Here is a 24,923-nt window from a genome sequence, read left to right as displayed (position 1 = left end):
TACATAAATTATCTCATTATTCATAACGGGGAAACCATATTGATTACGGCTTAGTTCCATTATATAACAATTTTTGATTTTTTGAAGATCATGTAAATTAGATTGGTGAGAGGATACATCATTTAATAAGCCTATTATTCCTCAACTTTATAGAAAGATATGCTCAAGCGTTATCATAAGGGTTAGGGGATTTATTAAATAGAAATAATTAGTTGTAATATAACGTGTTTTTTACCTAATAAACCTTTTGAATTCTAAATATTAACTATAGAGTAATTCATTTCATAAATTTTAAATTTTTGTGAACGCTGTTATTATTTTATATATAATTATCCCAATAAGTATTGTATTGATTAGTTGTTTTCTGATAACATCGCTGTGTGTTCTACTCTAATAATTATAAAAAGGTGGTGTTTTCTTTATGTCAAACATGTTTCATCAAATTGGTGATGCGATTGAAAGGAGTATGTATTTTAAATCTTGTTTTTATATCTTAACAGGAGCTCTGCTTATTTATATTGGTTACATTGTAGGTAAGTGGGTGGGTTCTGTTGTATTCTAAAGTAAAATAATGGAATTTAATCAAGAAAAAAGAATTTTTTCAAAAAAGTGTAGATTTTTATTAAAAGGTGTATTAATATAAAATCCATATTACTTAAATGTAATATAATTAAATTAAGAATAGGAGATATTATTATGAATTCAGTATTAAAAAAAGAAATGCCTAATTTAGCAGTATTAAGTAATGAGGAATTAAAAAACATTGATGGTGGAGTGGTTCCTTTAGCAATTGCTGGGGTTGCTGGTTTTACAAAAGTAGCTGGTGCAATAACAGCTGGAGCTGGAGTTGTTGGAGCAGGTTATGTAGGCGGAAAATGGGTTGGTAAAAAGATTTTCAAATAAGAGGTAGTAAGGAGTGCTTAAAATGAAAACGATTACTTTAGAAAAGTACAAAAGTCTAACTGAAGAAGAGTTGTACGATACAAATGGTGGACTTGGTCCTGTAATAGTAGCAGGTGGCTTACTAGTTGTTGGAGCTGGTGCTGGACTGTGGGATGCTTACGAAGAGAGTCAAGCAAAAAAGAAAAAGAAGAAAAAATAAACATTTTTATAAAGAGGAAAAGATTGTATGCGCTTAATAGTACAATCTTTTCTTCTTTATAAAAAGCCTTTCGATATGGAATTTTTGAAAGGCTAACAAATTTTATTGTTATCTTTAAGTACAATAAGTTTGACACTCCTGTGTTTATTAACATATGTGGGAGAGAATGCATTTAAAAGTTAAATATGAGAGGTTGTTTAAATAAGTATGTCTTTATTTAAAAAATATCATTGGGTGAGACAACACGATATTAAAGATTGTGGTGCAGCATGCATTTCTACTGTTTCTAAACATTATGGATTACATATACCTATCTCCAAAATCAGAGAATATGCTGGAACTGATAGAAATGGAACGAATGTTTATGGTTTAATTCAAGCGGCTGAAAAGTTAGGTTTTTCTGCCAAAGGAGTAAGGGGAAATGTAGAATCTTTAAAAGAGATTCCATTACCCGCTATTGCGCATGTCATAATTGATGGGAAGTTATTACATTATGTTGTTATTTTAGAAATCACCAAAAAGGGTAAAGTGATTGTTGCTGATCCTGGAGAAGGGATTATTAAATATGATATTAAGGAATTTAATGAGATTTGGACAGGCGTTTTAGTTCTTTTAATACCTAATGAATCTTTTCAATCAAGAGATGAAGAGAAAAATACATTCAGTAGATTTATGTTTCTTTTAAAAAATCAACAAAGTCTCTTAATTCCTATTTTTCTTTCATCAATTTTAATAACCATATTTGGAGTTTTGGGTGCTTTTTATTTCAAAATTGTAATTGATAATATTGTTACTGAGAATTTAAAGCATACGCTAACATATCTTTCTATTGGGATCATCGTATTATACATTTTTAAAGTTCTTTTAGAGTTGTTTAGGTCGCATTTAATTTTATATTTGAGTCGTCGGTTAGATATAAAGTTAATGTTTGGTTACTATAAACATGTTTTATCCTTACCTATGAACTTTTTTGAAACAAGAAAAGTTGGTGAAATTATTTCGAGGTTCCAAGATGCTGCTAAAATTAGGGAGGCACTTGCGACAACAACTTTAACTGTGATGATTGATACGATCATGGTAATAGCTGGTTCTATTTTGTTGTATACACAAAGTTCTACTTTATTTTTCATTACAGCATTACACGTACCTATATACATCCTTATTATTTGGATGTTTCAAAGCTCTTATGAAAAAATTAATCGTCAAGAAATGGAAAGTAATGCTGAATTAACTTCTTATATTGTAGAATCGCTAAATGGGATATCAACAATAAAATCCTATAATGCTGAAAAAGAAGCAGAATTTCAAACTGAAAAAAGATTGATAAGTCTTTTGCAGAAATTCTTTAAACGGTTTTTAATTACAAATAGTCAAGAATCTATTAAAACAATTGTGGAATTAGTAGGAGGTGTTGTAATTTTATGGGTTGGAGCTATTGCTATATTAAACGGGGAAATGACAATAGGTCAGCTAGTTGCATATAATGCACTATTAGTGTATTTCTTAGATCCTATAAAAAACCTAGTAGATTTACAGCCAACATTACAATCTGCTTTTGTTGCTTCAAAAAGATTGACTGAGATTTTAGATTTAGATTTAGAAAAAAATGATCAAGAAGATAAAAAACTTTCACCTACTTCTTTTCATCACAAAATTAGATTGGATAATATAACTTTTAAATATGGAACTAGGCAAAATATATTTAATAATTTAAGTTTTGAAATCCCAATTGGATATAGTGTTGGGTTTGTAGGGGAAAGTGGTTCAGGTAAAACAACAATTGCTAAATTATTAATGAGATATTATGACGTAAACGAAGGTAACATTTATTATGATAACTATCATATTAAAGATATGAATAGGACAGGTTTAAGAAATAAAATAGCTTATGTTGCTCAGGAATCTTTTTTCTTTAGTGGTAGTATTTTTGACAATTTGGTATTTGGTTTGAACAGAGAGGTAACAATGGACAAAATAATAGAGGCATGTATATTGGCCGATGCCCATGAATTCATTAGTTCCTTGCCACTCCGATATGACACATTATTAGAAGAAAATGCTTCTAATGTATCTGGTGGTCAACGGCAACGGTTATCAATTGCCCGTGCTCTATTAAAAGAAGCAGATGTACTTATTTTAGATGAGGCTACAAGTCATCTGGATTCGACTAGTGAGAGAAAAATAATTGAAAACTTAAAGGAATATAGAGCAGGTAAACTAACAACCATAACAATTGCTCATCGATTAAGTACAATTATGCATTGTGATAACATATTTGTAATGAGCAAAGGAGAAATTGTTGAGGAAGGCAAGCATGGAGAATTAATAAATAAAGATGGTTTATATAGAGTGTTGTGGAATAATCAGCTACCACAAGAATTATTAGAGATCACCCGATAAAAAGGAGCATAAGAGGAGTATACATAAATGTCACAACCAATAAGAGACATAACAGAGCTGACTGATAGCGTTGAAATGCTTGAGAAAAATCCCCCGAAATTTATTAAGCTATTTATCTATCTAGTACTAGCTATAATAGTTAGTGCTTTGATTTGGTCTTATTTTAGTAAAATAGATATCTCAACTAAAGGGTCTGCTACTATCCAATCTTCTACGGCTGCAGTAGCTGTTAAACCAAAAGTATCAGGAGAAATTAATGATATTAAGATTAAACAAGGCGAAAAAGTACATAGGGGAGATCCTTTAATAGGTATAACTAATAAACAGTTAGAGCAGGAAAAAAAACACTTAGAAGAAAATAGAGATAAATTGGATGCGGAAATTAAGGATTTAAACATTCTTAAAGATGTTATTGAAAAGAACCAATCAAAATTGCCTGTAGATGTTGAAGGAAGTATTAAAAATGAATTAGATAGCTATTTAAAGCAAAAAGACTTATTAAATAATGAAAATAAAAATAAGATTGCTGATTTTAACTTTCGCCTTCAAGGCCTAAATCATGTAAAAGATGAGGTTATAAATAATCTGGAATTTGAAATTGAAGCTATAAAAAATCAAAATAATATCTTAAAAATTGAAAAAGAGGGGCTTCTTAAACAAAATAAGATTATTAAGGATGAAAATATTAATCAAGAAACTGAAGCAAATATGAATAAGGTTAATCAATTAGATTCTGAGATTGAGGGGAATCTAAAGAGTATTTTAATAAAACAAGAGCAAATAAAAAATAGGACCCAGGAAATAGCATTGGAGAAAAAGGTTATCAATGAGAATATAAGAACTCAAGAGTCTAATATCCAAGATTCTGTTGAAAGTCTTAGAACTTCTAAAGTCTCAGATATTTCGAAGGAGATTGATGAAAAGAAAAAACAATTGTCTTTGTTGCAACAAGATATCAATAATATGAATTTGAGTTATGAACAAACTGTAATTATTGCACCGAAAGATGGTGTAATTGAAATGCCGAATCGTATTAAAGTAGGGGACACGATTGAACAAGATAAAGAGGTATTATCAATATCACCTGATGAAAATACGAATAGGGTATTATTATATATTAATTCAGAAGAGATTAATAAAATTAAATCGGGCGATAAAATTAAATATACTTTTGAAGTGGGAACGACGGAAACTTATTATGGAAATGTAGTTCAAATCTATCATGATCCTATTATTAGCAAGAATAAAGATACTACATTCTTTGTTGTAGAAGGAACAATTGAAAATAAAGGGAAAAAGAAGTTGCGATCAGGTTCTACTGGAAAAGCTGCAATTGTAGTAGATCAAAGAAATATTCTTTCATTAATATTAGAAAAATTAGATATACTTAACTGACAAAGAATAATAAATTAGCTTTTTAGGAGGAACATTCATGTTCATAGTGTCTACAGCAGTTTTTTTACTGGTCACTTTACTGTGTATTACGTTATATTTTAAAACACACGATAAACGTTTTATGTATCTTGGATATGTATCATTATTTTTAACTTTTTTTGTTATTGGTACTTTTTCATAATTAAATGTCAGTGGTTTATCACAAACTAAATTAAGAAGAGCATATATAAGAGAGAAAAGGCATTCATAAGAATGCCTTTTCTTTATCAATTAAGTTTATCTGAATCATTTTTAGATAATATTCTTTTTCTATTAGCTCAAATATAAAGAATGCTATTTTCATGTTAGTAACAACATCTTCTGGAATACATTTTATTCTTTGAATTTATCCGGTTTTTCAACTCTGAATGATTTGACCTCACCGCATTCTAAACAGAATGTGGTTAATAGTTTGGAATTTTTCCCTCCTGAAAAGAACCTACTCGGTGCATCCTCATAAACATACGCATGATAAGCGCTTCCAATTCGCCCCTCTTTAAAATTAGTAGAATCGCAATTATCACATCTTTTATTTTTCATGTTACTAACACCTCTTTAGGTTGATATTTATATTGGCGTATTCTCTATCTCCTTTACAATAGAAGTAAAGCAACTTGGTTATAAATGATGTTTTCGACATAAGACACCATAGCCCTTTATATATTCGCAAGTAAAACAACATAATATCACTATGAATTTTTATAACAATATGAGTTTTTGCATATTTCAAAACTTAATATATCCTTCAAAAAATTTTAATAGTATAATATGTTTTGTCATATTCTTTTAGATTTTTCGACAAAATATAAAATAGAGAACGTATTGGGAGAAGGAATTATGTACACAAAACTATTAAAATCAATTACATCATTAACACTTATTGGTGGCGCTTTATTATATACGAATGGCAGTGATGTGAAAGCTGCTGAGGCGGGTATTTTTTCTGATGTGCCTACATCGCATTGGTCGTATCCCGCGATTAAAGATTTAGCGAGTAAAAATATTATTTCCGGTTATGGAAATGGAAAGTTTGGTTTTGGAGATGTTGCGACGAGGGAGCAAGTAGCTGCTTTAGTGTATCGAGTTATGCTACCGAATAAACAAGGCGGAACGTTTAGTAATAATAATACTCTTTACATATTAAAAGACGGATCTAAGTTTAATAATCCTTATGGTGATATTAATCAGAACTCTACGATGTTTCCTGAGGAAATTTTAATGTTAACGAATGCAGGGGTATTTAAAGGGGATGAGAAAGGGAATTTTAGACCGAAAGCTCCTGTGAATCGCGCAGAAATGGCACAAATTCTTACAAACGCTTTCCATCTTTCTGCGAAACAAAAGCATACATTTAATGATGTTCCAAATGGTTTTTGGGGTGAAAACGCTATTAGCGCAGTGCAGTCAACCGGAATTGTTTCTGGTACAGGCGAAGGAAAATTTGAGCCATCTAAAACGGTAACACGTGAACAGTATGCACAGTTTTTATATAATACTTTGAAATATAAAAAGCCTGAAGTTGCGGTGCAAGATACAGGGGATGCGGCATTATTAGCAGCATTTAAAGATGAAGTGCAAAAGCGTATTAATGCGTACGAAACGAATATTACACTTCCATATAAAACGAAAAATAGTAATCAGGAAGAAGTAATGAAGACACTTTTCAACGCCTATAAAGAAGTCGCAAGTAAAAATGAGTATACAAATTATAATAGATCGAATGTTTCATATGGCATTTCTGGATCACCTGGAAATTATACGTTTACGTTAAAGATTACATATCGTGAAACGAAAGAACAAACGGAATATGTAATGAAGCAAGCAAAGGCGATCGTTTCTTCTATTACGCAAGTAGGAATGGATGATCATGAAAAAGTGAAGGCAATTCATGATTATGTCGTAAAGCATATTTCTTACGATACGTCTTATAAAGCTTATACAGCATATGAAGCACTCGTAAATCGTTCTGCGGTTTGCCAAGGTTACGCACTATTAACCTATCAATTATTAAAAGAAGCTGGAATTGAGAATCATTTTGTAGTAGGAACTGGAGACGGTCAGCCTCACGCTTGGAACTTGGTGAAAATCGAAAACAAATGGTATCACCTTGATACAACATTCGATGATCCAGTGCCAGATGAGCAGGGCCGTGTAACGTATTCCTATTTCAACTTATCAGATGAGCAAATCGCAAGAAATCATGAGTGGAACAGAAGTGATTATCCGCAAGCTACAACAAATTATTATAGTACATTAACAAATAAAATTGCGGCAGGTGGTACGAAAATCCCTGCATATCAGCAAATATTAAAAGATACAAAGTTAAATTATTTAGGAAATGAATACATCGTAAATAACTATAATGAGTTCAAAAATAAAATGCAGCAACGTTATAACGAAAAGTCACCAAAGATCGAAATCCTTTATAAACAATCAATGGATGGCGCATTGCAAGATGTGAAAAAAGTAATTGGAGAAATCGGTTATCCGCAAGGGGCGAACCGTGTTTCTTATAAAGCTGAGCCGTATAATGCAAAAGAAGGATATTCTTTAGTGACGATTACGTTTATGTAGTGAGAATGGGAAAAAGCATCTGTTTTAGATGCTTTTTTATTATTTTAGTTCGACAAAATATGACAAAGGAACATAGCTGCATCTGTTATGATAACTTTGGTAATTTTACATTTTGGAGGATTAATAATGAACAAAAAGAAGATTTTAGCTGCGTTAATAGGAATCATAGTGTTACTTGTAATTATTAATGTAGTTATTGCGAAGGGAAAAACGACATCAACTAGTGAAAAAATGTACACTGAGAAAGAATACAATAAATTAGTAGATGAACATTATGAAGAAATGCAAAAGTTAAAAAGTGATATGAGTGTATTAGAAACTGAAAAAAAATCTCTTGATGCACAAGTTAAGAAGTTAAAAGATGAATTAGCGAAAAAAGAGCAAGAAGTAGTACAACAGCCAGTTCAACAAGAACAACCTAAGCAACAACCAGCCCCAGCTCCACAGCCGGAAACGAAAGAAGAGCCGAAACCAGAACAGCCTACAGGCGCATTCGCAAACCCTGTGAAAAGTATAAATAAAACAGATGCAATGAACAAAGTGAAAGAAAAAGCGAAGCAAGACTTCCAAGATGACTATATGACGCAAAACTTTGTTACGGATGAACAATCAAAAGCATTTGATTTCTTAAATAGCATTGAAATTAAATCACAAGAAGAATTGAACGTGATGAAGAATGCATTAAAAGATTTTCCTAACGATTTTATGACCGCGAAGTTTGTTTACGAAGAACAAATGAAGGCGAAGAATAAGCAATGATAATATGAAAAACGCTATCTTTTAAAAAGATAGCGTTTTTTGTTATGGGTTATAAAATTATTCCTGTATTTGACATATACAGTCTAACTGTATAAAATGAAACTGTACAGTTGAACTATATAGTTTAGCTATATATTTATCGTTACATTGGAGGTCTTTATGAATAGAGATAAAAATTTACCATTAACGGAAACAACCTATTACGTTCTTTTAGCTTTATTAGAGCCAGCTCATGGTTATTTAATTATGCAAAAGGTGGAGGAACTGAGTAATCATCAAGTGAAAATCGCAGCGGGTACATTGTATGGTGCGGTTGAAAATTTATTAAAACAAGGGTTAATAGAATCGGTAAAAAGTGAAGATAAACGAAGAAAAGTGTATGTCATTACGGAACGTGGGAAAGAAGTATTGCACTTAGACTTTATGAGAATGCAACACATTATTGAGGTTACAAAGAGTTTATTACACGTATAGTTAGGGGGAAACGATGATGTGGAGATTGAAATTCTTTTTAGACTTTGAGAAAGAGGAAAAATGGTTAGAAGAGATGGCTTGGAAAGGCTATCAACTAGAAAGCAATACATTTGGTTATACATTTAGATATACAGAGCCGGAAGATGCGACGATTAGAATAGACCATAGAGTATTTAGTAGAAAAAGTGAATTTATTAATTACTGCACATTATTTGAAGATAGTGGCTGGGAGCATATAGCTGGTAATCGGTGGTCAGGTACGTACTATTTTAAAAAGATAAATGAAGAAAGTGAAGATGACATTTTTTCAGATCAAATGTCACGAGCAGGGAAGTATAAACGTCTATCTAAAACCTTTTTAGAATTAGCGATCTGTTATTTGCCGATATTATTTCTATTTATGTATAATAATACGATTAATGTAGAAGCATTTGTAAATCCGAAAGAACTATACTTGACGCCAGGATTATGGGATAAGCAAGGCGTATCATTTCTATGGTCATTCTTATTTGAAACGCCATTTGCATTAATGAGAGGACTGTTTTGGACGTTTATCCCTGTTGTGACATGTATGTATTTTGTTTGCTCATATAAAGCAAATCGGTTGTATGAAGAGAGAAGATGATAGGAGAAATCCCCTTAAAGCTGATGCTTTGAGGGGATTTTTTGAGTTCGTAAATGGTATCTTTTTAAAATGGATAAAGGGAAAGAATGCGCATTGGAAACAAGTTATTATGATTTTTATTTTGCGAACAATACCAAATGGAATAATATACTTAAAATATCCAAAATAAACCTAAATTAAGGTTTTTATATGTTAATATGGAAAAAGATGTGTGCAATATTCTTTATGAACATTTTATTTTAAGGATAAGGGGATTCAATTATGAATTTTAAACAACTAATCTTGGCGGGGACAGTTATCGCATCAACAACACTAGCGCCTCTAACAAATGTGCAAGCAGAAAACACAACAGGATTTAAAGATGTTCCTGAAAATCACTGATCTTATAAAGCGATTATGGATTTGCAAGAGAAAAATATTGTATCGGGTTATGGAAATGGAATATTTGGTTTTGGTGATAGTATTACACGCGGACAAGTAGCTAGAATGTTATATGCCTACTTGAAGCCAACGGATGAACCTAACTTACCAAACCCTTACACAGATGTGAAAAATCATATGTTTGAAAAAGAGATTTTAACTCTTAGTAAAGCTGGTATTATAAGTGGATTTGGTGATGGAAGATTTGGTCCAGATAGTATTTTAACGCGTGAACAATTGGCTGCTGTATTAACAAATGCTTTTCATTTAAAAGCAACATCTACTACCACTTTTAAAGATGTAAATAAAAATTACTGGGCAACAAATGCTATCAGCGCATTACAAGAAAATAAAATTGCTGCTGGCACGGGTGATAATAAGTTTGAACCTTACAAAATTGTAACTCGTGAGCAGTATGCACAATTCTTATACAATGCAATTATTAAATTTGAAAAACCAGAAAAAGAGCCTGAGTCAAAGCCTACTGTTATCCCGCAAGAGTTAGCAGACGATGATATTTATTATTATGAAGGTTGGATGGAGAGCTCATCTGTACTGAAAAGATCTGTATCTAAGGAAGCACAACATTTTGTTACTCAAATCAACACAAAATATAATGCGGAATTAAAGTATGCAGCGATAGGCGTTCCAGGTTCAGAGGTCGTTTTATTCTCTCCGGTATTAGAGGGGATTCCAGAATTTTATGGGAATTTCACTGTCAGGGGCGATGATGAAAATAACTATACTGTTAATTTTGTAATTGATAGAGGTCAAGGTAATAAGGTGTTACTAGAGTTAGGGAAAAAGTGGATCACTATGATAAATCCAAACTTAGATTTGAGTACAGAGATTGATAACATAGTGGCTTCTAATACACGCACAGGTACATTTGATATTAATAAAAACAATCTTAAAATAGAGATAAGCTTAGAGAAGCAAAATTCTAGTAGCGATCTAATGCGTGTTGAAATCCGCAAGTAAAAAAGAGGAGTGAAGTTTCACTCCTCTTTTACTTTTTCTACTTTTATCCTGCTATTTATTAACCGTAAAGCCCAATTCGTGAAGGCTAATAATCAGTGGGGAAGGAAAAAACACTGATTATAGTTTCAATTTATTTTTGGTATATTTAGTTTTAATTGGTTTTTAATACCTTTTTATTTTTTGAGTGTGATATACTTAATGATAATAATATTCCTTAGGAGGATGATTATCATTCATATACTTTTAGGTATTATTGGAGCAATTGTTTTACTTGCTTTTGTTATCCACCCAGGCGTCCCAGACAAACGTGTCCCTCTAAAAAATAAACTCGCAGTAATTCTTCCATTGATTGTTATATCTGGTTTAATTTCATTGTATATATAATTTGAAAAAGTACGTACCTTAATTTAGTAAAAACCTCACTAGAACTACCACTATGGCTTCTTCTTCACCATAATTATGAACTAATACCTTTTTTTCGGTTCCTACGTAATATATAAGATATACAATGTGAATTTTATTGGTATGTTATACCGGTTTAGCATGTGGTTTTACCTTTAATTAATAGCTTGTTCCCTTGTTAATCATTGTATGGATTACAAAAATATCTAATACAGAAGACCGGCATACATAAACTATTGTATTTCTCAATAAACAAAACAATTTAATGTGGTAAAATAATAGTTGGATGGGAGTCCAATACATATTATTAAAATTAAGATGGTTCAAGTCGGAAGAAGGCACCTTAGGGTGTCTTTTTCTTTTTTCCAAATGACAGTTTTGACCTAAAGAAGTTAAATCTTCAATGGATGATTCCCATGAATATATAGATAAAGTTCATCCATATATTTGTAGAAAGGAGGAATTCAAATGAAGAGAGATGATAATAAGATTGGTCACTTTACATCTGAAAAAGGGAAAGAAGATTTTCAAATTGCCTACGATGAATCAATGGCACTTCTTCCAGAACCTAACGATACGAAAGATATAGAAACTACATATGGCACAATTCGTACTTATTATTTTACTAAAGAGGAAAATAAACATAAGGAACCAATACTTTTACTCCCTGGACGTGGTGCATCTACTCCAATGTGGGTACCAAATTTAGAAGGGTTAAGGGAGAAAAGGCCTGTTTACACAATAGATTTACTCGGTGAACCTGGAATGAGTGTGCAAACGAAGGTGATCGAAAACCAAAAACAACAAGCAGAATGGTTAAATGAAGTAATTGAAGGATTAGGTTTAGAAAAAGTGCATATCGTGGGTGTCTCCATTGGAGGGTGGACAACAATGAACTTGGCTAGATATAATCCTGAGCATATTGCGACGGCTAGTTTATTGGACCCAGTCTTTGTATTTGCGCAAATATCCATAAAGATGATTCTAGCATCTATTCCAGCCTCCGTTCCTATTGTACCTAAGTTTATAAGAGAAAAGATGTTAAGCTATGTTTCTGGGGGAGCAGAAATAAATGACGATGAGCCTATCGCTAAGTTAATCGAGTCGGGTATGCGTAATTATAAATTGAAAACACCAGCACCTGATCTATTTAGTAAAGAAGACTTAAAAAATATCAATATTCCAGTGCTTGCATTAATGGCTGAAAAAAGTACAATGCACAATTCGGTAAAAGCAGTTGAAACTGGGAAAAAATATGTGAAAGATATCGATATAGTGAACTGGAAAAATGCATCTCACGCAATCAATGGTGAGTTCTCTAACGAGGTTAATGCTAGAATTCTTGATTTTGTAGAAAAACATGCTAATGATAACTAAGTTGAATGTGGAAAATATATTGTAATAACAACTTTATCTATTTTCATGGATATGTATAATTACATAAAAATTCAGAGGAAAAGAGAGTATACTTTCTTATTGTGTAATAAAGATAAGGCCCGCCTACGGAAATAGGTGGGCTTTTTTTTACATATAAAGAAAAGACAAATGTAAGGTGCCTTACTTCGAGTTGAAACATTTTACGTTTCATAGTACGTATGAATTTCCATTCGAATATTATTTTACTAGGTTAAGTTTTGTGGTAATCATCCCTATCGCTTTATATTCACTTAATTCTTTTTTTCTTTTGTAAAAGAATTTGGTGCATTTTAAACATTGTAGAGGAACATAGGAAAATAGTGATTATCTTTCTATATAGTTGGCACTCTAATCGCTCCTGTTTTACATTACGATAATGGTCTATTTCGAATTCGTAGTTTTCTGTTATTTTTAAGGAGACTGTATTGGATATATATGCTAATATAGGGGGGCGATTATACAGAAAACTGAAAAAATGGAGGTAATTATGAAAACTTTCATATATATGGTGAGACACGGGGATTCACCAAAGTTTGGAAAAGAAAAAACAAGAGGATTAACTGAAAAAGGAAAATTAGATGTTCAACGAATAACAGATGCATTACAAGGTGAGGGAATCGACGTTGTTATCTCAAGTCCATACAATCGTTCAATTCTAACTGTTCAGCAGTTAGCGAAGCAAATAGGACAAGAAGTTTTAGTATTTGAGGACTTAAAAGAGAGAATTTTTATTGCTGAAGAGGAACGAATGTCGGATAAAGAATTATTCCCTTTAATAAAAAAGTCATTCTTAGACCCCGACTTTGCTTTAATGGGAGGAGAGTCTAATGTCGACTGTCAGAAACGTGCTATAAAAGTCTTAAAAGAATTATTAAACACCTATCGAGGACAGAAAGTAGTATTAGGCACTCATGGAGCGATAATGACTTTGATGATGGGGTATTATGACAGTAAGTATGATTTGAATTTTTTACTACAGACATCAAAACCAGATATATATAGGATGGAATTCAATGGACAGCAATTGGTGGGAGTTAAAAGATTGTGGGAAATTTCATAGATTGACTTTATTCATCCATAGCTTCTCCCAATGACGTGTATTATAAGCAATAGGGTTACTGCGGTAGCTCTTTTTCTTATGGCACTGACGGGGGATTGAGTTCAACAATCTAAAAAATTCGGTTCCTTAGCGTACAAAATTCAAGTTTTGTTCTTGCTATCTCGAGGTGAAATGGGAGGGAATGTTTTTTGGGCAGGATACCTTTAAAAATTTTTAAAAAATTAATCGTATTTTTTTTCTTATGCGGTATTGTTGTTTATTCTATATTTCAGATTATTTTTGTCTGGAGTGTTTCGACAGGATTAGGGAGGGATGATATAGTCGGATTTTCTGATAATAAGTATGTAATTGGCCGTCCACCTGTTAGCTATAATTTATATAAAAAAGATAGTGGAGAAACTATATTAGATAATGTTATTGGTTATAAAAAGGGGAAAACTAAAAGCTATGTTCGAAATGAAGTTGAATTTGTAGTGATAGATGAGATAAAGGGTAGCTATGAACTGTATAAAATAGAAAATGCTTCAGAAAAGGATATAGAACGGCTGAAAGAAATGAAGAAATTAGAATAATAGAGACTATCTGAAAGGTAAAGAAGCACACTTGTTATTGTTAGATCTAAAAAATGGTTTAGACTGATAACTGATTTTTGTTTCATGAAAAGAGTCATTATTAATATAAAGTATTAGGGGTTCAGTCCCATTGTCATCGAGCTAAAATTTTATCGTACCTCCAGAACGAAATTTTGTGCTAACTTGTAACAAAAAAGCTCATTTTCTCGTTTTGGGGTAATTCTGAATTCTTAAGTTGATAGGCATGGCTTCTGCACATTGAGGGGGGATTTTTTTATGAAGAAAAGACACTCACATGAGTGTCTTTTCGATAGTTTTTTAGCAGAAGCAAGCAGCTCCAACGATGATTAATAAAATAAACAATACAACTAATAAAGCAAATCCTCCGGCGAAGCCACAGCCGCCACAACTACCACCAAAGCCCATCATAGTTCCTCCTTTTAATAGGAGGGGAAAACTAAAGGTTCACTCATGTGTTTTAACGGATTCAATTTACTTTATGCTTTTACGAATGAATGGAGCAGGTCCTTTTCAAAATAGATTCATTTATTCTTAGAAAGAGTTCAATGGCAAAATAGGAGAATCTATATTATTCATTAAGAGGGAATAAGTGAAAAATAAAATATCCAAAAATACAGATGGAAATCCGCTTTTATACCTTTCATTAAAATAATACTAGCATTATATATTATAAGGAATACTTGTCCTTAATTGTAAATGAAAGGGGGGGAATTGATATGAGTTATGGCTATGGTCATCCTCCTGGAAAATGTCATAAACATCACAATGAAACTTTGTCAACGGGTGTATTACGTAGACATTCCGCTACGTTGTTTCTTACTGTGGAAGCTATGAATGTTGATCCAGATGATACTCATACAGTAACTGTTGAAATGTTTGATTGGTCATCGGGTTCTCCGGTATTGTTACCATTAGTAGACCCTTCAACACAAACATTGGCACCTAATCGATATGTTACTTTTCGTTCAGCAGCTCTTCCTCCAGGAGTTTTTGCTTATGAAGTAAGAATCATTCGTTCGAAAGATAGAGATGTTGTTACGAATGTTTTTGGTCTTAGTGCAATCGTATTTAACCCACAAGAAGGAAATAATGTTTTACAACATGATTTAGCAAAATTAGACCTTAAATAGATTTTGTAAAAGTCCATTTATTGGACGTGATTAAACAAAAGAGTAGGATTATATCCTGCTCTTTTGTTTTAACATCAACTATATTAGAGTTTTAAAAAAATCTTTCATCATTTTAGCATCTTTAATGTTCACCGTCACACCTTTTACTTTATCTTTCTTCTCATCTTTAGCAATTGTAATTTGCTCCTTATTATCAACCCAAACAAGAAATTCTTTTTTTGCGTCATCTTTATATGTAACGGTTATAGTAGAATGTGCAGATTCTCTCTTTTTTTGATCTAAAGTGATTGTTTTAGGTGTTCCATTTTGAACTGCTGAAACGATAGATTGTATCATTTCTTCGTTATCTGCTTGAGATTTGGAAGTAGTATGATTTGTTGTTTGGAGTATTTCAATGTCTGTAATATTAGCGGAATTTAATTGAAAGGTATTTTTTGTATGTTCTTGCTTAACTATCTGTAGCCGAGGTGCTTGTACAACCTATTAAAGTGAACGATAGAGTGGTTAGAGCGCATATAGATATGATTTTTTTCATAGTATCCCTCCTTATGTTTAATTATAACAATTTTCTGTTATTTAAGGTGATTATTGTAAGGAGAAGATGTTTTAAAGTGGTGAATTATGTTGTTCATTCTCTATTAAAATCAAAATTCACATAACTTTTTTCATATTTTATGTTTAACATTTCGAAAATGGGTGTACTACATATAATATAACAAATAATTCATTTTAAAGGAGGAAGTTAAAGATGGAAACGAAGTATAGTAAACCTTTTGTATATGAATTTATTACGGAGAAAGAGGTCATGAACGCAGCGAATGATCTAGTGAAGAAAGGAATAGACCAAAAAGATATTTACGTATTAACACATGAGAAAGAAAGGACAGATAGAATCGCAGACAATGCAGACGTGAATACAATTGGTATAAAAGAGGAAGGACTTGGAACAAGCATTATGAATGTCTTTCAAAAAACGGGAGATCAGTTAAGAAATAAGATGCAGGAGTTAGGGCTTAATGAGGAAGAAGCGAACTTCTACGAAGAAAAGCTGGATGAAGGGAAAATCTTGTTATTCGTTAAGGATTTAGAAAGAGTCGGTGAATGGTTACAAGAAAGAAGATGCACGTATACCCTTTAAATCTATAAATCTATTACGAAAAGGAGATTGTAAATATGAGTGAGAACGGGCTAAAAGAACAAATTACTGGTAAAGTTGAAAAGAAAAAAGGACAAGTAAAAGAAGGAATTGGTGAAATTACAGAAGATAGAGAGTTAAAAAATGAAGGGAAGTGGGAGAAGACGAAGGGAACTGTAAAAGAAAAAGTCGGAAAAGTGAAACAAAAGATAAGTGATGGATTGGATAACAAAGAATAATACATGTTTATCAAGCTTTGGTTAAACGCCAAAGCTTGATAAATCCATTATAAAAATATATAGGAGGTCTAATTGTGGGACTTATTATTACGTGTATTGTAGGTGGACTTATTGGGGCGTTAGCTGGAATGATTACAGGAAAAGACTTTCCTTTAGGTATAGTTGGTAATGTGATTGCTGGTTTAATTGGATCTTGGGTAGGTAGTGCGTTATTTGGTCATTGGGGTCCTGAATGGGGAGGCATTTTTGTTCTTCCAGCGTTATTAGGTGCAATCGTCTTTATTTTAATCGTTACATTCTTCTCTAGAATGCTACGGAAAGCGTAAGTATGATAATGAATAGTAATCTTAAGTTTATTATATATAGCTATAAAGTTAATGAACTGATAAAAATACATAAAAAAGCATCCAATTAAAATAATTTGGATGCTTTTTTTATGTAATCTGCATACGAATGAGTGGGGAATAAAGAATTCCCCACTCATGAAAATTACACTTTCTATTATGTATTAAACCATCGTTACTTTCTTACAATTATTTATTCTTACGACCTGCCTTGGTTCTATATGAGATAAGTCCTCGCTATTACCTATATCCACTACAATTGTATTCGTTAGTATGTTAATAATGGAACCAATTAATTTTGTAGCATGATCGTGTCGATAAGAAAATTGAACGAAATCTCCCTTTTTAAAGTTGTGCTCTTCCATAGATAGATCCCCCTAAAAATAATGTTTATACATAATACATACACAAATTTATAAGGTTTAAACATTTGTTAGTATTTTTTATGTGTTAAGCTGAGAAAGATGTGGAAAATTTATCCCGCTTTAACGGGCAGTAAGACCCCCACCTCAAAATTCAGCGGAAGCAAAGAAGTTAGGTGGGGGATCAACTGTCCGTAAAAGTCCGATTGGTTCAACTAATAATCAGTGGGGGATGAACAAAACCCCCACTGATTAAAGTTTCACTTTATTTATAATAAAAATAAAAAAATATGTTTAAAACTAATTTTTATGGGTAATTAAATAGTAAAAGTTTGAGATAAGGGGGCGGAAATGATGAATTTGGCAATAAATATTTTGCAAAATGATTTAGGTTATACGGTACAACTTAATGGTGAAATTGATGCGTATACGGCATCAGATTTAAAAAATAAGATTATGCCTATTGCAAGCGAGAAAGAGGTGTATATCGTAGTAGATTTTAATAAGGTAGAGTATATGGATAGTACTGGTTTAGGCGTTTTTATAGCTTTATTAAAAGCAGTTAAGAAAAATGATGGAAAACTAGAGTTTATTGGTGTATCTAAAAGGTTAAAGAGATTATTTGATATTACAGGGTTAACAGAAATATTAAATTTGAATTCCGATTTTGAAAAAGTAGAAAGAAGGTGACTAGGGATGATGGAGAGATTTGAAAAGATAGAAATGAAAATTCCTGCAAAGGCAGAATATGTCGCTATTATTCGTTTAACAATGGCTGGTGTTGCGAATCGAATGGGCTTTGCTTATGACGATATAGAAGATATGAAAATTGCTATTAGTGAAGCATGTACAAACATTGTACAACATGCATATAAAGAAGACGTTGGAGAGATTACAATGGTCTTTGGTCTATATGAAGATCGATTAGAAATTATGGTTGCGGATAATGGGGTTAGTTTTGATTTTAGCACCTTAAAAAGTAAAGTTGGTCCGTATGATATTAATAAACCAGTAGAGAACTTGCCGGAAAATGGTTTAGGTTTATATTTAATAAATACGTTAATGGATGATATACAAATCATGCATGATGAGGGCATGACAGTTTTAATGACAAAATATATACAAAGAGAGCAGGTGGAGAATGATGGAAATCCAATCTCAACCTACAATTCTTACTAAAGAAGACGTTATTAAACTAATTGCAGAATTTCAACAAAACCAATGTGATGAAGCACAGGAAAGGTTAGTTGACCATTATAAAAATCTCGTATATTCCATTGCATATCGCTATTCGAAAGGCGGGCCGATGCATGAGGATATTATACAAGTAGGGATGTTAGGGCTCTTAGGCGCAATAAGAAGGTATGATTATTCGATAGGGAATGCTTTTGAGCCGTTTGCAATACCTACGATAGTAGGAGAAATAAAGAAGTATTTACGTGATAAAACATGGGGCATTCATGTTCCGAGGCGAATTAAAGATTTGGGCGGGAAAATTAAACTTGCGATAGAGGAGCTAACAGATCACCTGCAACGTTCACCGAAGATTATAGAGATTGCGGATCATTTAGGACTATCAGAAGAGGAAGTTCTAGAAATTATGGATGCTAAAAATAATTATCGAGTATCTTCCTTAGATGATGTAGTAGAAAATTCATCTGATGGAAGTTCGGTAGCGAGAATTGAATCTGTAGGTGAAGTAGAGCAAGGATATGAACAGACAGAAAGACGTCTCATTTTAGAGGATATTTTTAACGTATTAAATGAGACAGAAAAGAGTGTTATTCATTATATATTTGGAGAAAATTTAAATCAAAAGGATACAGGGGAACGGTTAGGTATTTCACAAATGCACGTTTCTCGTATTAAAAGACAAGCGATAAGTAAATTGAAGCAAGCGGCGTTTTTAGATACATAAAAATTTTAAATAATTATGTTTAAAACATGAGAAAAGGGGTAGTTATTAAGTATAGGAGGAGATATGAAAATGTCACACGATGTGAAAGAACTAATCGAAGGATTGAATGAAGACTTAGCAGGAGAATACTCAGCAATTATTATGTATAACCATAATGCAGCTACAGTTTCTGGTATATATAGACAAGTGTTAAAACCTTTCTTTGAATCTGAAATTAGTGATGAACAAGGACATGCCCTATATTTAGCGGAGAAAATTAAGACGCTAGGTGGTACACCTACTACAATCCCTTTACCAGTGAAACAAGTAGAAGATGTTAGAGAAATGTTAGAATACGCTAGACAATCAGAATATGAAACAATTAAGCGTTATGAAACGAGAAAAGAACAGGCAGCGAAATTAAATATGACAGAGTTAGTTGTAAAGTTAGAAGATATGATTGCAGATGAAACAAATCATATGGAAGAATTGGATCGTCTTTTAAATGATAAAGCAATGGTGCTAAATTAAAAGTGGAAATTTATAGAGTGAAAGAACAAACTCTCATTTCTGGGGGTTTGTTCTTTTTCTGTATAAAAAATATGTTTGAGTAGGAAATTTTCATTTTATAACTGAGTATGTAATACTAGAAAAATAGAAAATGATAATAGATTTACATTTTAAATACGAAAAGGGGAAATAACTTGTGTCCATTTTAATTGTCGATGATAATCCGGTTAATATCTTTGTAATTGAAAAAATTTTAAAACAAGCCGGATATCAGGATCTTGTATCGCTGAATTCTGCACAAGAGCTTTTCGAATACATTCATTTTGGAAAAGATTCTTCCAGGCATAATGAAATAGATTTAATTTTATTAGATATCATGATGCCTGAAATTGATGGACTTGAAGTTTGTAGGCGATTACAAAAAGAGGAGAAGTTTAAAGATATTCCTATTATTTTTGTAACAGCTTTAGAAGATGCGAATAAATTAGCTGAGGCTCTTGATATGGGGGCAATGGATTATATTACGAAACCTATAAATAAAGTTGAATTGTTAGCGCGTATGCGTGTAGCATTACGCTTGAAATCGGAATTAAATTGGCATAAAGAACAAGAAGAAAATCTTCGAAATGAACTAGATTTAGCTACACAAGTACAAAGAAACTTATTAAGTAGCCCATTAAGAGAAGAGCATATAAAAATTGAAGCAAGTTACTTACCTTCATTTAAACTAGCTGGAGATATGTATTATTGGTATAAAATCGATGAAAATCGCTACGGTATTATATTATTAGATGTGATGGGACATGGTGTATCTGCTTCATTAGTTTGTATGTTTATTTCGTCTGTATTACGTGAAACGATTAAATGTTTAATCGATCCAGAACTCGTTATTAAAGACTTAAATAAATATATGACTCTTTTACATAATGAGAATGACAACATTCCATATTATTTTACAGCGATATACTTAGTAGTGGATACAGAAAAGAGAACAATTGAATATGTAAATGCAGGACATCCTTCTGGATACGTTTTAGTTGATGAAACAAATGTAGTTGAACTAGATCGCGGGAGTTGTGCAGTAGGATTTTTTGATGAAATAAAAGTTCAGAAGACAGTTATACCTTTTGAGAAGAACGCTCAAATATTATTGTTTACAGATGGTGTACTTGAAGCAATTGCAAATGATGAATTTGAGTCTGAAGAGAAATTACGCACTTTTACAGAAAGAAAATGGGGAGATTTAGAAGAAGAGATAGAAGGGTTTTACAAGGAAGAACAGAAGAAAGCACAATCAGATGATATGTGTCTAATTATGATACAAACGAATGCGAAATAAAAAGCGTATGAAATCCAAACAAAGGATTTCATACGCTTTTATTGTATTTTTTGATAAATTTGTTCGTTAGGATTAAATTGGATATAATGCGGCATTATATTTGAGAAACGAAGAGTTTCTTTATTTCCTAAACATAGGAATCCATTGTGACCTAAACTTTCATAAAATAGTTGCTGTACTTGGTTTTGAAGTTTACCTGTAAAGTAAATTAAAACGTTACGGCAAAGTATAATATGAAATTCGTTAAAAGATTGATCGGTTACTAGATTATGCTGCGCAAAAATAATGTTTTGTAAAAGAGATGGATTAAAATAAGCAAAGCGATTATCTGTTGAATAATAGTTAGAAAATGCTTGTGTACCGCCAGCTTGTAAATAGTTTTTCGTATAAGTTTGCATTTTATTTAACGGAAGGATGCCTTGTTTTGCTTTTTCTAACACATTTGTATTCATATCTGTTGCGTAAATAACAGCTTTTTCACTTAATCCTTCTTCGTGAAGTAAGATGGACATTGATAATACTTCTTCACCAGTTGCGCATCCAGCGTGCCAAATTCTAATTTCAGGATACTTTTTTAATTCAGGAATCACATGCTCTCTTAGCGCTTTAAAAAAGTTAGGGTTACGGAACATTTCAGTTACATTAATGGAGAAATCATTTAATAACTGTTCTAAAACCCCTTCCTCATGAATTACTTTTTCAATTAATTTTGAAATGGTAGGGATATGAGAAATCTGCATTCGATTACAAATTCTTCTATAAATAGATGTACGAGCATATTGGCGAAAATCGAAGCCAGATAGTTTAAATACCGCTTCCAATAGTAATTCAATTTCTAAGTTCGTGCGCTTATCCATATCGACGGATGGATCAAAATTATAATACTTATTTTCCACTTAAATTAAACCTCACTTATTTTATTAACCATACACTCATTACTGAATAGAGTTGATGTAAATTTAATGGTTTACTTATATAATCTGAAGCGCCAGCAGATAAACATTTTTCTTTATCATTTGGCATTGCTTTAGCAGTTAATGCAATAATAGGTATTTCATGTAACCCTAAATTCATTCGGATATGTTCCATCGTTTCATAACCGTCCATATTTGGCATCATAATATCCATTAAAATAAGGTCGATATTTGTATTACTTTTTAGTATTTCTAAACACTCTATGCCGTTTTGTGCAGTAATAATGTTAGCATGTTGTTTTTTTAATGCATTTTGTAACGCAAATATATTTCGATGATCATCATCGACAATTAAAATGGTTTTCTCTTGGAAGACGTTATTAGTTTCTGGGATAACGATAGTTTCCTCAACAACTTCAGCAGGAATAACTTCATCTACTGTTGCTGCGACTTCTAAATTGGATACTTGGATTTCATTTAATCCATTTGGAAGGTTAGGAATGTATACCGTGAAAGTACTGCCTTCTCCTACATGACTCTGTAACGTAATCCAACCACCTAACAATCTAGCAAACTCTTTACAAATAGATAAACCTAAGCCTGTACCACCATACTTCCGAATCGTTGCGCCATCTGCCTGTTGAAAGGCTTCGAAAATAAGTTGATGCTGTTCTTTAGCGATACCAATACCAGTATCTTTTACTGAAATTGTTATCCAGTCCTTACTTATAGACTGCATATCATGACTCAAGTTGCTTGTTTCTATTGAATCGAAATGTAAAGAGACAGATCCTTTTTCCGTGAATTTAAATGCATTGGATAATAAGTTTTTAATAATTTGTTCAATCCGTTTTGCATCTGTGTAAAACAAATCAGGAATCGTATCACTATCTTCAACAGTAAATTCAACATTTTTTTGTGCAGCGATATGTAAGAAGTTTTGGTGCATACTTGCCGCCATATCACTTATGTTCGTTGCTTCAAAAATGACGTCTAGTTTTCCGGCTTCTACTTTAGATAAATCTAGTATGTCATTAATTAAAGTAAGTAAATCTTTCCCTGATGAATGAATGACGGTTGCTAATTCAATTTCATCATCGGATAAATGATTATCATGATTTTCTCTTAACATTTCAGATAATAGTAAAATACTATTTAATGGTGTACGTAATTCATGTGACATATTTGCTAGGAATTCTGATTTGTATTTTGAGCTACGTAACAACTCGCTTGCTTTTTCTTCTAATTCTAATTTAGTAATTTGTAAGTCAGCTGTCTTTTGCTCAGCCTCTTCAGTTCTAGACTCTAATTGTTCATTCGTTGTTCGTAATTCTTCGGCTTGCATTTGTAGTTCTTCCGCTTGCGTTTGCAATTCTTCTGATTGAACTTGTAACTCTTCTGTCATTGCTTGTGATTCATGTAAAAGAGTTTGAATTCGCATACGTCCCATAATACTATGGATTGTTAAACCTAGATTATCAACAGTTTGTTGGATTAAATCTTGATGTAAGTCTGAGATCTCAGTTACACTTACTAACTCCATTACTGCAATCACTTTATCTTCAAATAAGATAGGGACGACTAGTAGATTTTGAGGACGTATTTCTAATAAGCCGCTAGTGACATAACGAAATTCTTCTGGTATTTCTCGAAGAATAAAGCTTTGTTTTTCTAAAGCACATTGCCCAATTAAACCTTCCCCCATTTTAATAGATTGTTTTCCAATATCAGCACCTTGATCAGCGAAAGAAGCTTTCTTCACATAGTAGACAGTTTCTTCAACTTCTTCACGTACATAGAATGCACCGCAAGAAGTTTGCGTTTTTTGTATAATTCCACTCAAAATTTTGTTACCGAACATCTCAATAGAAGATACACCTTGATACATTAAAATTAATTCTGCAAGCTCAGTTTGTAACCATTCTCTTTTCGATATTTCGTCTAGTAGGTGATTTGTTGTATGAGCAAGATCTTTTATTTCATCATGTGTATTTACATGAATTCTTTCCGTAATTTTTTCTTTAGAAGAAATGGATGTAATAGCTTGAATTACATTTTTAATCGTTTTTGTAATGGAATTCGAAATATAGAGTGAAACGATAATAGAAATACAAGAAAGTAAGAACAATAAACTGTATAACCAAAGCTCTAATTTACTATTTTCAGTATCTAATTGTGCAGCTCTTTTTTTCGTTAGTTGCTCCTCAGTGCTGCGGAAGTTAGTTACCTGCGATTGTAATGATTGAATTTGAGTCGTATCGATTGCTTGTACGTTATTATTATTACTATTCGTAATGAGTGGATGAATCTCTTTATTAATCCAACTAGTAATGTTTTCATTAATCTGTTTTAATTTTTCTTGCTGAGAGGGGTTATCCTCTAATAGAGCAAAAAGATCTTGATAATGTTTTTCGTAATCCTTTTCCGCAGCGTTAAGGGATTGAACGTAATTTGCATCATTAGAAGTGATAAATCCTTTCGCTTTATTTTCAATTGTTAGCAATTCTTTCTCCACTTGATTCGTTAAATTAAGAACTTTAAAATCGTGATCAATAATAAAATTACGAGATTTTTGTAAACTAGAAATCTCATTGTTTAGCATAATGAAAGAAATAAGTAAGAACAAAATGATAACTAAATAACCAGCCATAATTTTGTAGCGAATACTAAATTTTGCTTTCGATTTCATTAAAAATTCCTACCTTCAAGGTTATTCAAAGTTTTCTATTGTAAAGAATGAAAAACGTAATATATATTATATCAGTTTTCATAAGGCCAAACTAGAAATCCCCCTATTGTATTAGGGGGCTCAT

At 32.1% G+C, this 24,923-nt stretch carries 27 protein-coding genes and 3 pseudogenes; 23 read left to right on the top strand and 7 right to left on the bottom strand.

All coding sequences use genetic code 11. The features are described from left to right. The first annotated feature begins 421 nt into the window (after positions 1–421). The 6 genes from QEP67_RS22900 (at position 422) to QEP67_RS22875 (ending at position 5,078) form a co-directional block, all read left to right on the top strand. Complete coding sequence (locus tag QEP67_RS22900; protein WP_000069043.1) at positions 422–562, top strand: hypothetical protein; 141 nt, start codon at positions 422–424, stop codon at positions 560–562. A gap of 134 nt (positions 563–696) precedes the next feature. Beyond that, entirely contained in the window at positions 697–903 is a 207-nt protein-coding gene (locus QEP67_RS22895; RefSeq protein WP_001089632.1) for a class IIb bacteriocin, lactobin A/cerein 7B family, read from the top strand. 22 nt (positions 904–925) lie between these two features. Then, a complete protein-coding gene (locus tag QEP67_RS22890) occupies positions 926–1,102 on the top strand; it encodes a class IIb bacteriocin, lactobin A/cerein 7B family (protein ID WP_000849668.1) in 177 nt (58 codons plus the stop codon). A 207-nt stretch (positions 1,103–1,309) separates the two neighbouring features. Then, the gene (locus QEP67_RS22885; RefSeq protein WP_000051679.1) at positions 1,310–3,502 is read left to right on the top strand and encodes a peptidase domain-containing ABC transporter; all 2,193 of its coding nucleotides are present in this window, start codon (positions 1,310–1,312) and stop codon (positions 3,500–3,502) included. Positions 3,503–3,529: 27 nt separating this feature from the next. After that, positions 3,530–4,897, top strand: coding sequence for an HlyD family secretion protein (locus QEP67_RS22880; RefSeq protein ID WP_016089057.1), 1,368 nt, complete (start codon positions 3,530–3,532; stop codon positions 4,895–4,897). 37 nt (positions 4,898–4,934) lie between these two features. After that, on the top strand, positions 4,935–5,078 hold the full coding sequence (locus tag QEP67_RS22875) for a hypothetical protein (RefSeq protein WP_000471229.1): 144 nt from the start codon (positions 4,935–4,937) through the stop codon (positions 5,076–5,078). 191 nt (positions 5,079–5,269) lie between these two features. Here QEP67_RS22875 and QEP67_RS22870 read toward each other — a convergent pair whose 3' ends face one another. Then, positions 5,270–5,476, bottom strand: coding sequence for a hypothetical protein (locus QEP67_RS22870; RefSeq protein WP_000792079.1), 207 nt, complete (start codon positions 5,474–5,476; stop codon positions 5,270–5,272). Positions 5,477–5,773: 297 nt separating this feature from the next. Here QEP67_RS22870 and QEP67_RS22865 point away from each other — a divergent pair, with 297 nt between their 5' ends. From QEP67_RS22865 to QEP67_RS22840, 6 genes and pseudogenes are all read left to right on the top strand, one after another. Then, positions 5,774–7,510 (top strand): S-layer homology domain-containing protein, encoded by a 1,737-nt coding sequence (locus QEP67_RS22865; RefSeq protein ID WP_353706439.1) that lies wholly within the window; start codon positions 5,774–5,776, stop codon positions 7,508–7,510. A 126-nt stretch (positions 7,511–7,636) separates the two neighbouring features. Beyond that, entirely contained in the window at positions 7,637–8,269 is a 633-nt protein-coding gene (locus tag QEP67_RS22860; RefSeq protein ID WP_048566980.1) for a hypothetical protein, read from the top strand. A 159-nt stretch (positions 8,270–8,428) separates the two neighbouring features. Continuing rightward, entirely contained in the window at positions 8,429–8,743 is a 315-nt protein-coding gene (locus QEP67_RS22855) for a PadR family transcriptional regulator (protein WP_001078066.1), read from the top strand. A gap of 13 nt (positions 8,744–8,756) precedes the next feature. Then, on the top strand, positions 8,757–9,368 hold the full coding sequence (locus QEP67_RS22850) for a DUF2812 domain-containing protein (protein ID WP_002108737.1): 612 nt from the start codon (positions 8,757–8,759) through the stop codon (positions 9,366–9,368). A 261-nt stretch (positions 9,369–9,629) separates the two neighbouring features. Beyond that, positions 9,630–10,769: pseudogene (locus tag QEP67_RS22845) on the top strand (S-layer homology domain-containing protein). Positions 10,770–11,639: 870 nt separating this feature from the next. Further along, positions 11,640–12,548, top strand: a complete 909-nt coding sequence (locus tag QEP67_RS22840; protein ID WP_061672072.1) for an alpha/beta hydrolase — start codon at positions 11,640–11,642, stop codon at positions 12,546–12,548. 264 nt (positions 12,549–12,812) lie between these two features. On the opposite strand, the pseudogene QEP67_RS22835 reads toward QEP67_RS22840, so the two are convergent. Further along, a pseudogene (locus QEP67_RS22835) lies at positions 12,813–12,978 on the bottom strand (IS4 family transposase); the annotation flags it as partial. Positions 12,979–13,074: 96 nt separating this feature from the next. Between QEP67_RS22835 and QEP67_RS22830 the strand changes: the two are divergent. Together QEP67_RS22830 and QEP67_RS22825 are read left to right on the top strand one after the other, a co-directional pair. After that, a complete protein-coding gene (locus tag QEP67_RS22830; RefSeq protein WP_000846737.1) occupies positions 13,075–13,647 on the top strand; it encodes a histidine phosphatase family protein in 573 nt (190 codons plus the stop codon). A gap of 188 nt (positions 13,648–13,835) precedes the next feature. Beyond that, positions 13,836–14,219 (top strand): hypothetical protein, encoded by a 384-nt coding sequence (locus tag QEP67_RS22825; protein WP_002108735.1) that lies wholly within the window; start codon positions 13,836–13,838, stop codon positions 14,217–14,219. Positions 14,220–14,537: 318 nt separating this feature from the next. Here QEP67_RS22825 and QEP67_RS22820 read toward each other — a convergent pair whose 3' ends face one another. Continuing rightward, the gene (locus QEP67_RS22820; RefSeq protein ID WP_000505670.1) at positions 14,538–14,645 is read right to left on the bottom strand and encodes a YjcZ family sporulation protein; all 108 of its coding nucleotides are present in this window, start codon (positions 14,643–14,645) and stop codon (positions 14,538–14,540) included. Between the two features lie 311 nt (positions 14,646–14,956). On the opposite strand from QEP67_RS22820, the gene QEP67_RS22815 reads away from it, so the two are divergent. Further along, complete coding sequence (locus QEP67_RS22815; RefSeq protein ID WP_000120201.1) at positions 14,957–15,370, top strand: hypothetical protein; 414 nt, start codon at positions 14,957–14,959, stop codon at positions 15,368–15,370. Between the two features lie 78 nt (positions 15,371–15,448). On the opposite strand, the pseudogene QEP67_RS22810 reads toward QEP67_RS22815, so the two are convergent. Continuing rightward, positions 15,449–15,905, bottom strand: a pseudogene (locus QEP67_RS22810) (hypothetical protein). A 213-nt stretch (positions 15,906–16,118) separates the two neighbouring features. Between QEP67_RS22810 and QEP67_RS22805 the strand changes: the two are divergent. The 3 genes from QEP67_RS22805 to QEP67_RS22795 all read left to right on the top strand — a co-directional run bounded on the left by QEP67_RS22805 (position 16,119) and on the right by QEP67_RS22795 (position 17,070). Continuing rightward, positions 16,119–16,508 carry a general stress protein gene (locus QEP67_RS22805; protein ID WP_000448813.1) on the top strand — a complete coding sequence of 130 codons (390 nt, stop codon included), beginning with the start codon at positions 16,119–16,121 and terminating at the stop codon, positions 16,506–16,508. Positions 16,509–16,543: 35 nt separating this feature from the next. After that, positions 16,544–16,744, top strand: coding sequence for a CsbD family protein (locus tag QEP67_RS22800; RefSeq protein ID WP_001293463.1), 201 nt, complete (start codon positions 16,544–16,546; stop codon positions 16,742–16,744). Between the two features lie 74 nt (positions 16,745–16,818). Beyond that, positions 16,819–17,070, top strand: a complete 252-nt coding sequence (locus tag QEP67_RS22795) for a GlsB/YeaQ/YmgE family stress response membrane protein (protein WP_000522903.1) — start codon at positions 16,819–16,821, stop codon at positions 17,068–17,070. A gap of 182 nt (positions 17,071–17,252) precedes the next feature. Here the strand turns inward: QEP67_RS22795 and QEP67_RS22790 are convergent, their stop codons facing one another. Next, entirely contained in the window at positions 17,253–17,453 is a 201-nt protein-coding gene (locus tag QEP67_RS22790) for a methyltransferase (protein ID WP_000390991.1), read from the bottom strand. 348 nt (positions 17,454–17,801) lie between these two features. Between QEP67_RS22790 and rsbV the strand changes: the two genes are divergently transcribed. The 5 genes from rsbV (at position 17,802) to QEP67_RS22765 (ending at position 21,196) form a co-directional block, all read left to right on the top strand. Next, a complete protein-coding gene (gene rsbV / locus QEP67_RS22785) occupies positions 17,802–18,140 on the top strand; it encodes an anti sigma b factor antagonist RsbV (protein WP_016089045.1) in 339 nt (112 codons plus the stop codon). A 6-nt stretch (positions 18,141–18,146) separates the two neighbouring features. After that, a complete protein-coding gene (gene rsbW, locus QEP67_RS22780; RefSeq protein WP_016133818.1) occupies positions 18,147–18,629 on the top strand; it encodes an anti-sigma B factor RsbW in 483 nt (160 codons plus the stop codon). Further along, positions 18,592–19,368, top strand: coding sequence for an RNA polymerase sigma factor SigB (gene sigB / locus QEP67_RS22775; RefSeq protein WP_016089043.1), 777 nt, complete (start codon positions 18,592–18,594; stop codon positions 19,366–19,368). The genes rsbW and sigB overlap by 38 nt, the downstream gene beginning before the upstream one ends. A gap of 69 nt (positions 19,369–19,437) precedes the next feature. Beyond that, on the top strand, positions 19,438–19,878 hold the full coding sequence (locus QEP67_RS22770; protein ID WP_000017756.1) for a ferritin-like domain-containing protein: 441 nt from the start codon (positions 19,438–19,440) through the stop codon (positions 19,876–19,878). Between the two features lie 175 nt (positions 19,879–20,053). Further along, positions 20,054–21,196 (top strand): fused response regulator/phosphatase, encoded by a 1,143-nt coding sequence (locus QEP67_RS22765; RefSeq protein ID WP_000025528.1) that lies wholly within the window; start codon positions 20,054–20,056, stop codon positions 21,194–21,196. Between the two features lie 38 nt (positions 21,197–21,234). Here QEP67_RS22765 and QEP67_RS22760 read toward each other — a convergent pair whose 3' ends face one another. Continuing rightward, the gene (locus tag QEP67_RS22760) at positions 21,235–22,092 is read right to left on the bottom strand and encodes a protein-glutamate O-methyltransferase CheR (RefSeq protein ID WP_000429028.1); all 858 of its coding nucleotides are present in this window, start codon (positions 22,090–22,092) and stop codon (positions 21,235–21,237) included. A gap of 16 nt (positions 22,093–22,108) precedes the next feature. Continuing rightward, positions 22,109–24,799, bottom strand: a complete 2,691-nt coding sequence (locus tag QEP67_RS22755; RefSeq protein ID WP_353706438.1) for an ATP-binding protein — start codon at positions 24,797–24,799, stop codon at positions 22,109–22,111. Positions 24,800–24,923: the final 124 nt, after the last annotated feature.

The organism is Bacillus cereus group sp. MS39 (genome assembly GCF_040448665.1).
GTDB lineage: Bacteria > Bacillota > Bacilli > Bacillales > Bacillaceae_G > Bacillus_A > Bacillus_A wiedmannii.
Note: the sequence above shows the minus strand (reverse complement) of the source record. Positions and strands in the feature narration are given on the sequence as shown.

What these genes read in the sequence shown, in the direction of transcription:
- QEP67_RS22900 (WP_000069043.1), top strand. Translation starts at nt 422, where the DNA reads ATGTCAAACATGTTTCATCAAATTGGTGATGCGATTGAAAGGAGTATG.
- QEP67_RS22895 (WP_001089632.1), top strand. Translation starts at nt 697, where the DNA reads ATGAATTCAGTATTAAAAAAAGAAATGCCTAATTTAGCAGTATTAAGT.
- QEP67_RS22890 (WP_000849668.1), top strand. Translation starts at nt 926, where the DNA reads ATGAAAACGATTACTTTAGAAAAGTACAAAAGTCTAACTGAAGAAGAG.
- QEP67_RS22885 (WP_000051679.1), top strand. Translation starts at nt 1,310, where the DNA reads ATGTCTTTATTTAAAAAATATCATTGGGTGAGACAACACGATATTAAA.
- QEP67_RS22880 (WP_016089057.1), top strand. Translation starts at nt 3,530, where the DNA reads ATGTCACAACCAATAAGAGACATAACAGAGCTGACTGATAGCGTTGAA.
- QEP67_RS22875 (WP_000471229.1), top strand. Translation starts at nt 4,935, where the DNA reads ATGTTCATAGTGTCTACAGCAGTTTTTTTACTGGTCACTTTACTGTGT.
- QEP67_RS22870 (WP_000792079.1), bottom strand. Translation starts at nt 5,476, where the DNA reads ATGAAAAATAAAAGATGTGATAATTGCGATTCTACTAATTTTAAAGAG.
- QEP67_RS22865 (WP_353706439.1), top strand. Translation starts at nt 5,774, where the DNA reads ATGTACACAAAACTATTAAAATCAATTACATCATTAACACTTATTGGT.
- QEP67_RS22860 (WP_048566980.1), top strand. Translation starts at nt 7,637, where the DNA reads ATGAACAAAAAGAAGATTTTAGCTGCGTTAATAGGAATCATAGTGTTA.
- QEP67_RS22855 (WP_001078066.1), top strand. Translation starts at nt 8,429, where the DNA reads ATGAATAGAGATAAAAATTTACCATTAACGGAAACAACCTATTACGTT.
- QEP67_RS22850 (WP_002108737.1), top strand. Translation starts at nt 8,757, where the DNA reads ATGATGTGGAGATTGAAATTCTTTTTAGACTTTGAGAAAGAGGAAAAA.
- QEP67_RS22840 (WP_061672072.1), top strand. Translation starts at nt 11,640, where the DNA reads ATGAAGAGAGATGATAATAAGATTGGTCACTTTACATCTGAAAAAGGG.
- QEP67_RS22830 (WP_000846737.1), top strand. Translation starts at nt 13,075, where the DNA reads ATGAAAACTTTCATATATATGGTGAGACACGGGGATTCACCAAAGTTT.
- QEP67_RS22820 (WP_000505670.1), bottom strand. Translation starts at nt 14,645, where the DNA reads ATGGGCTTTGGTGGTAGTTGTGGCGGCTGTGGCTTCGCCGGAGGATTT.
- QEP67_RS22815 (WP_000120201.1), top strand. Translation starts at nt 14,957, where the DNA reads ATGAGTTATGGCTATGGTCATCCTCCTGGAAAATGTCATAAACATCAC.
- QEP67_RS22805 (WP_000448813.1), top strand. Translation starts at nt 16,119, where the DNA reads ATGGAAACGAAGTATAGTAAACCTTTTGTATATGAATTTATTACGGAG.
- QEP67_RS22800 (WP_001293463.1), top strand. Translation starts at nt 16,544, where the DNA reads ATGAGTGAGAACGGGCTAAAAGAACAAATTACTGGTAAAGTTGAAAAG.
- QEP67_RS22790 (WP_000390991.1), bottom strand. Translation starts at nt 17,453, where the DNA reads ATGGAAGAGCACAACTTTAAAAAGGGAGATTTCGTTCAATTTTCTTAT.
- rsbV (WP_016089045.1), top strand. Translation starts at nt 17,802, where the DNA reads ATGATGAATTTGGCAATAAATATTTTGCAAAATGATTTAGGTTATACG.
- rsbW (WP_016133818.1), top strand. Translation starts at nt 18,147, where the DNA reads ATGATGGAGAGATTTGAAAAGATAGAAATGAAAATTCCTGCAAAGGCA.
- sigB (WP_016089043.1), top strand. Translation starts at nt 18,592, where the DNA reads ATGATGGAAATCCAATCTCAACCTACAATTCTTACTAAAGAAGACGTT.
- QEP67_RS22770 (WP_000017756.1), top strand. Translation starts at nt 19,438, where the DNA reads ATGTCACACGATGTGAAAGAACTAATCGAAGGATTGAATGAAGACTTA.
- QEP67_RS22755 (WP_353706438.1), bottom strand. Translation starts at nt 24,799, where the DNA reads ATGAAATCGAAAGCAAAATTTAGTATTCGCTACAAAATTATGGCTGGT.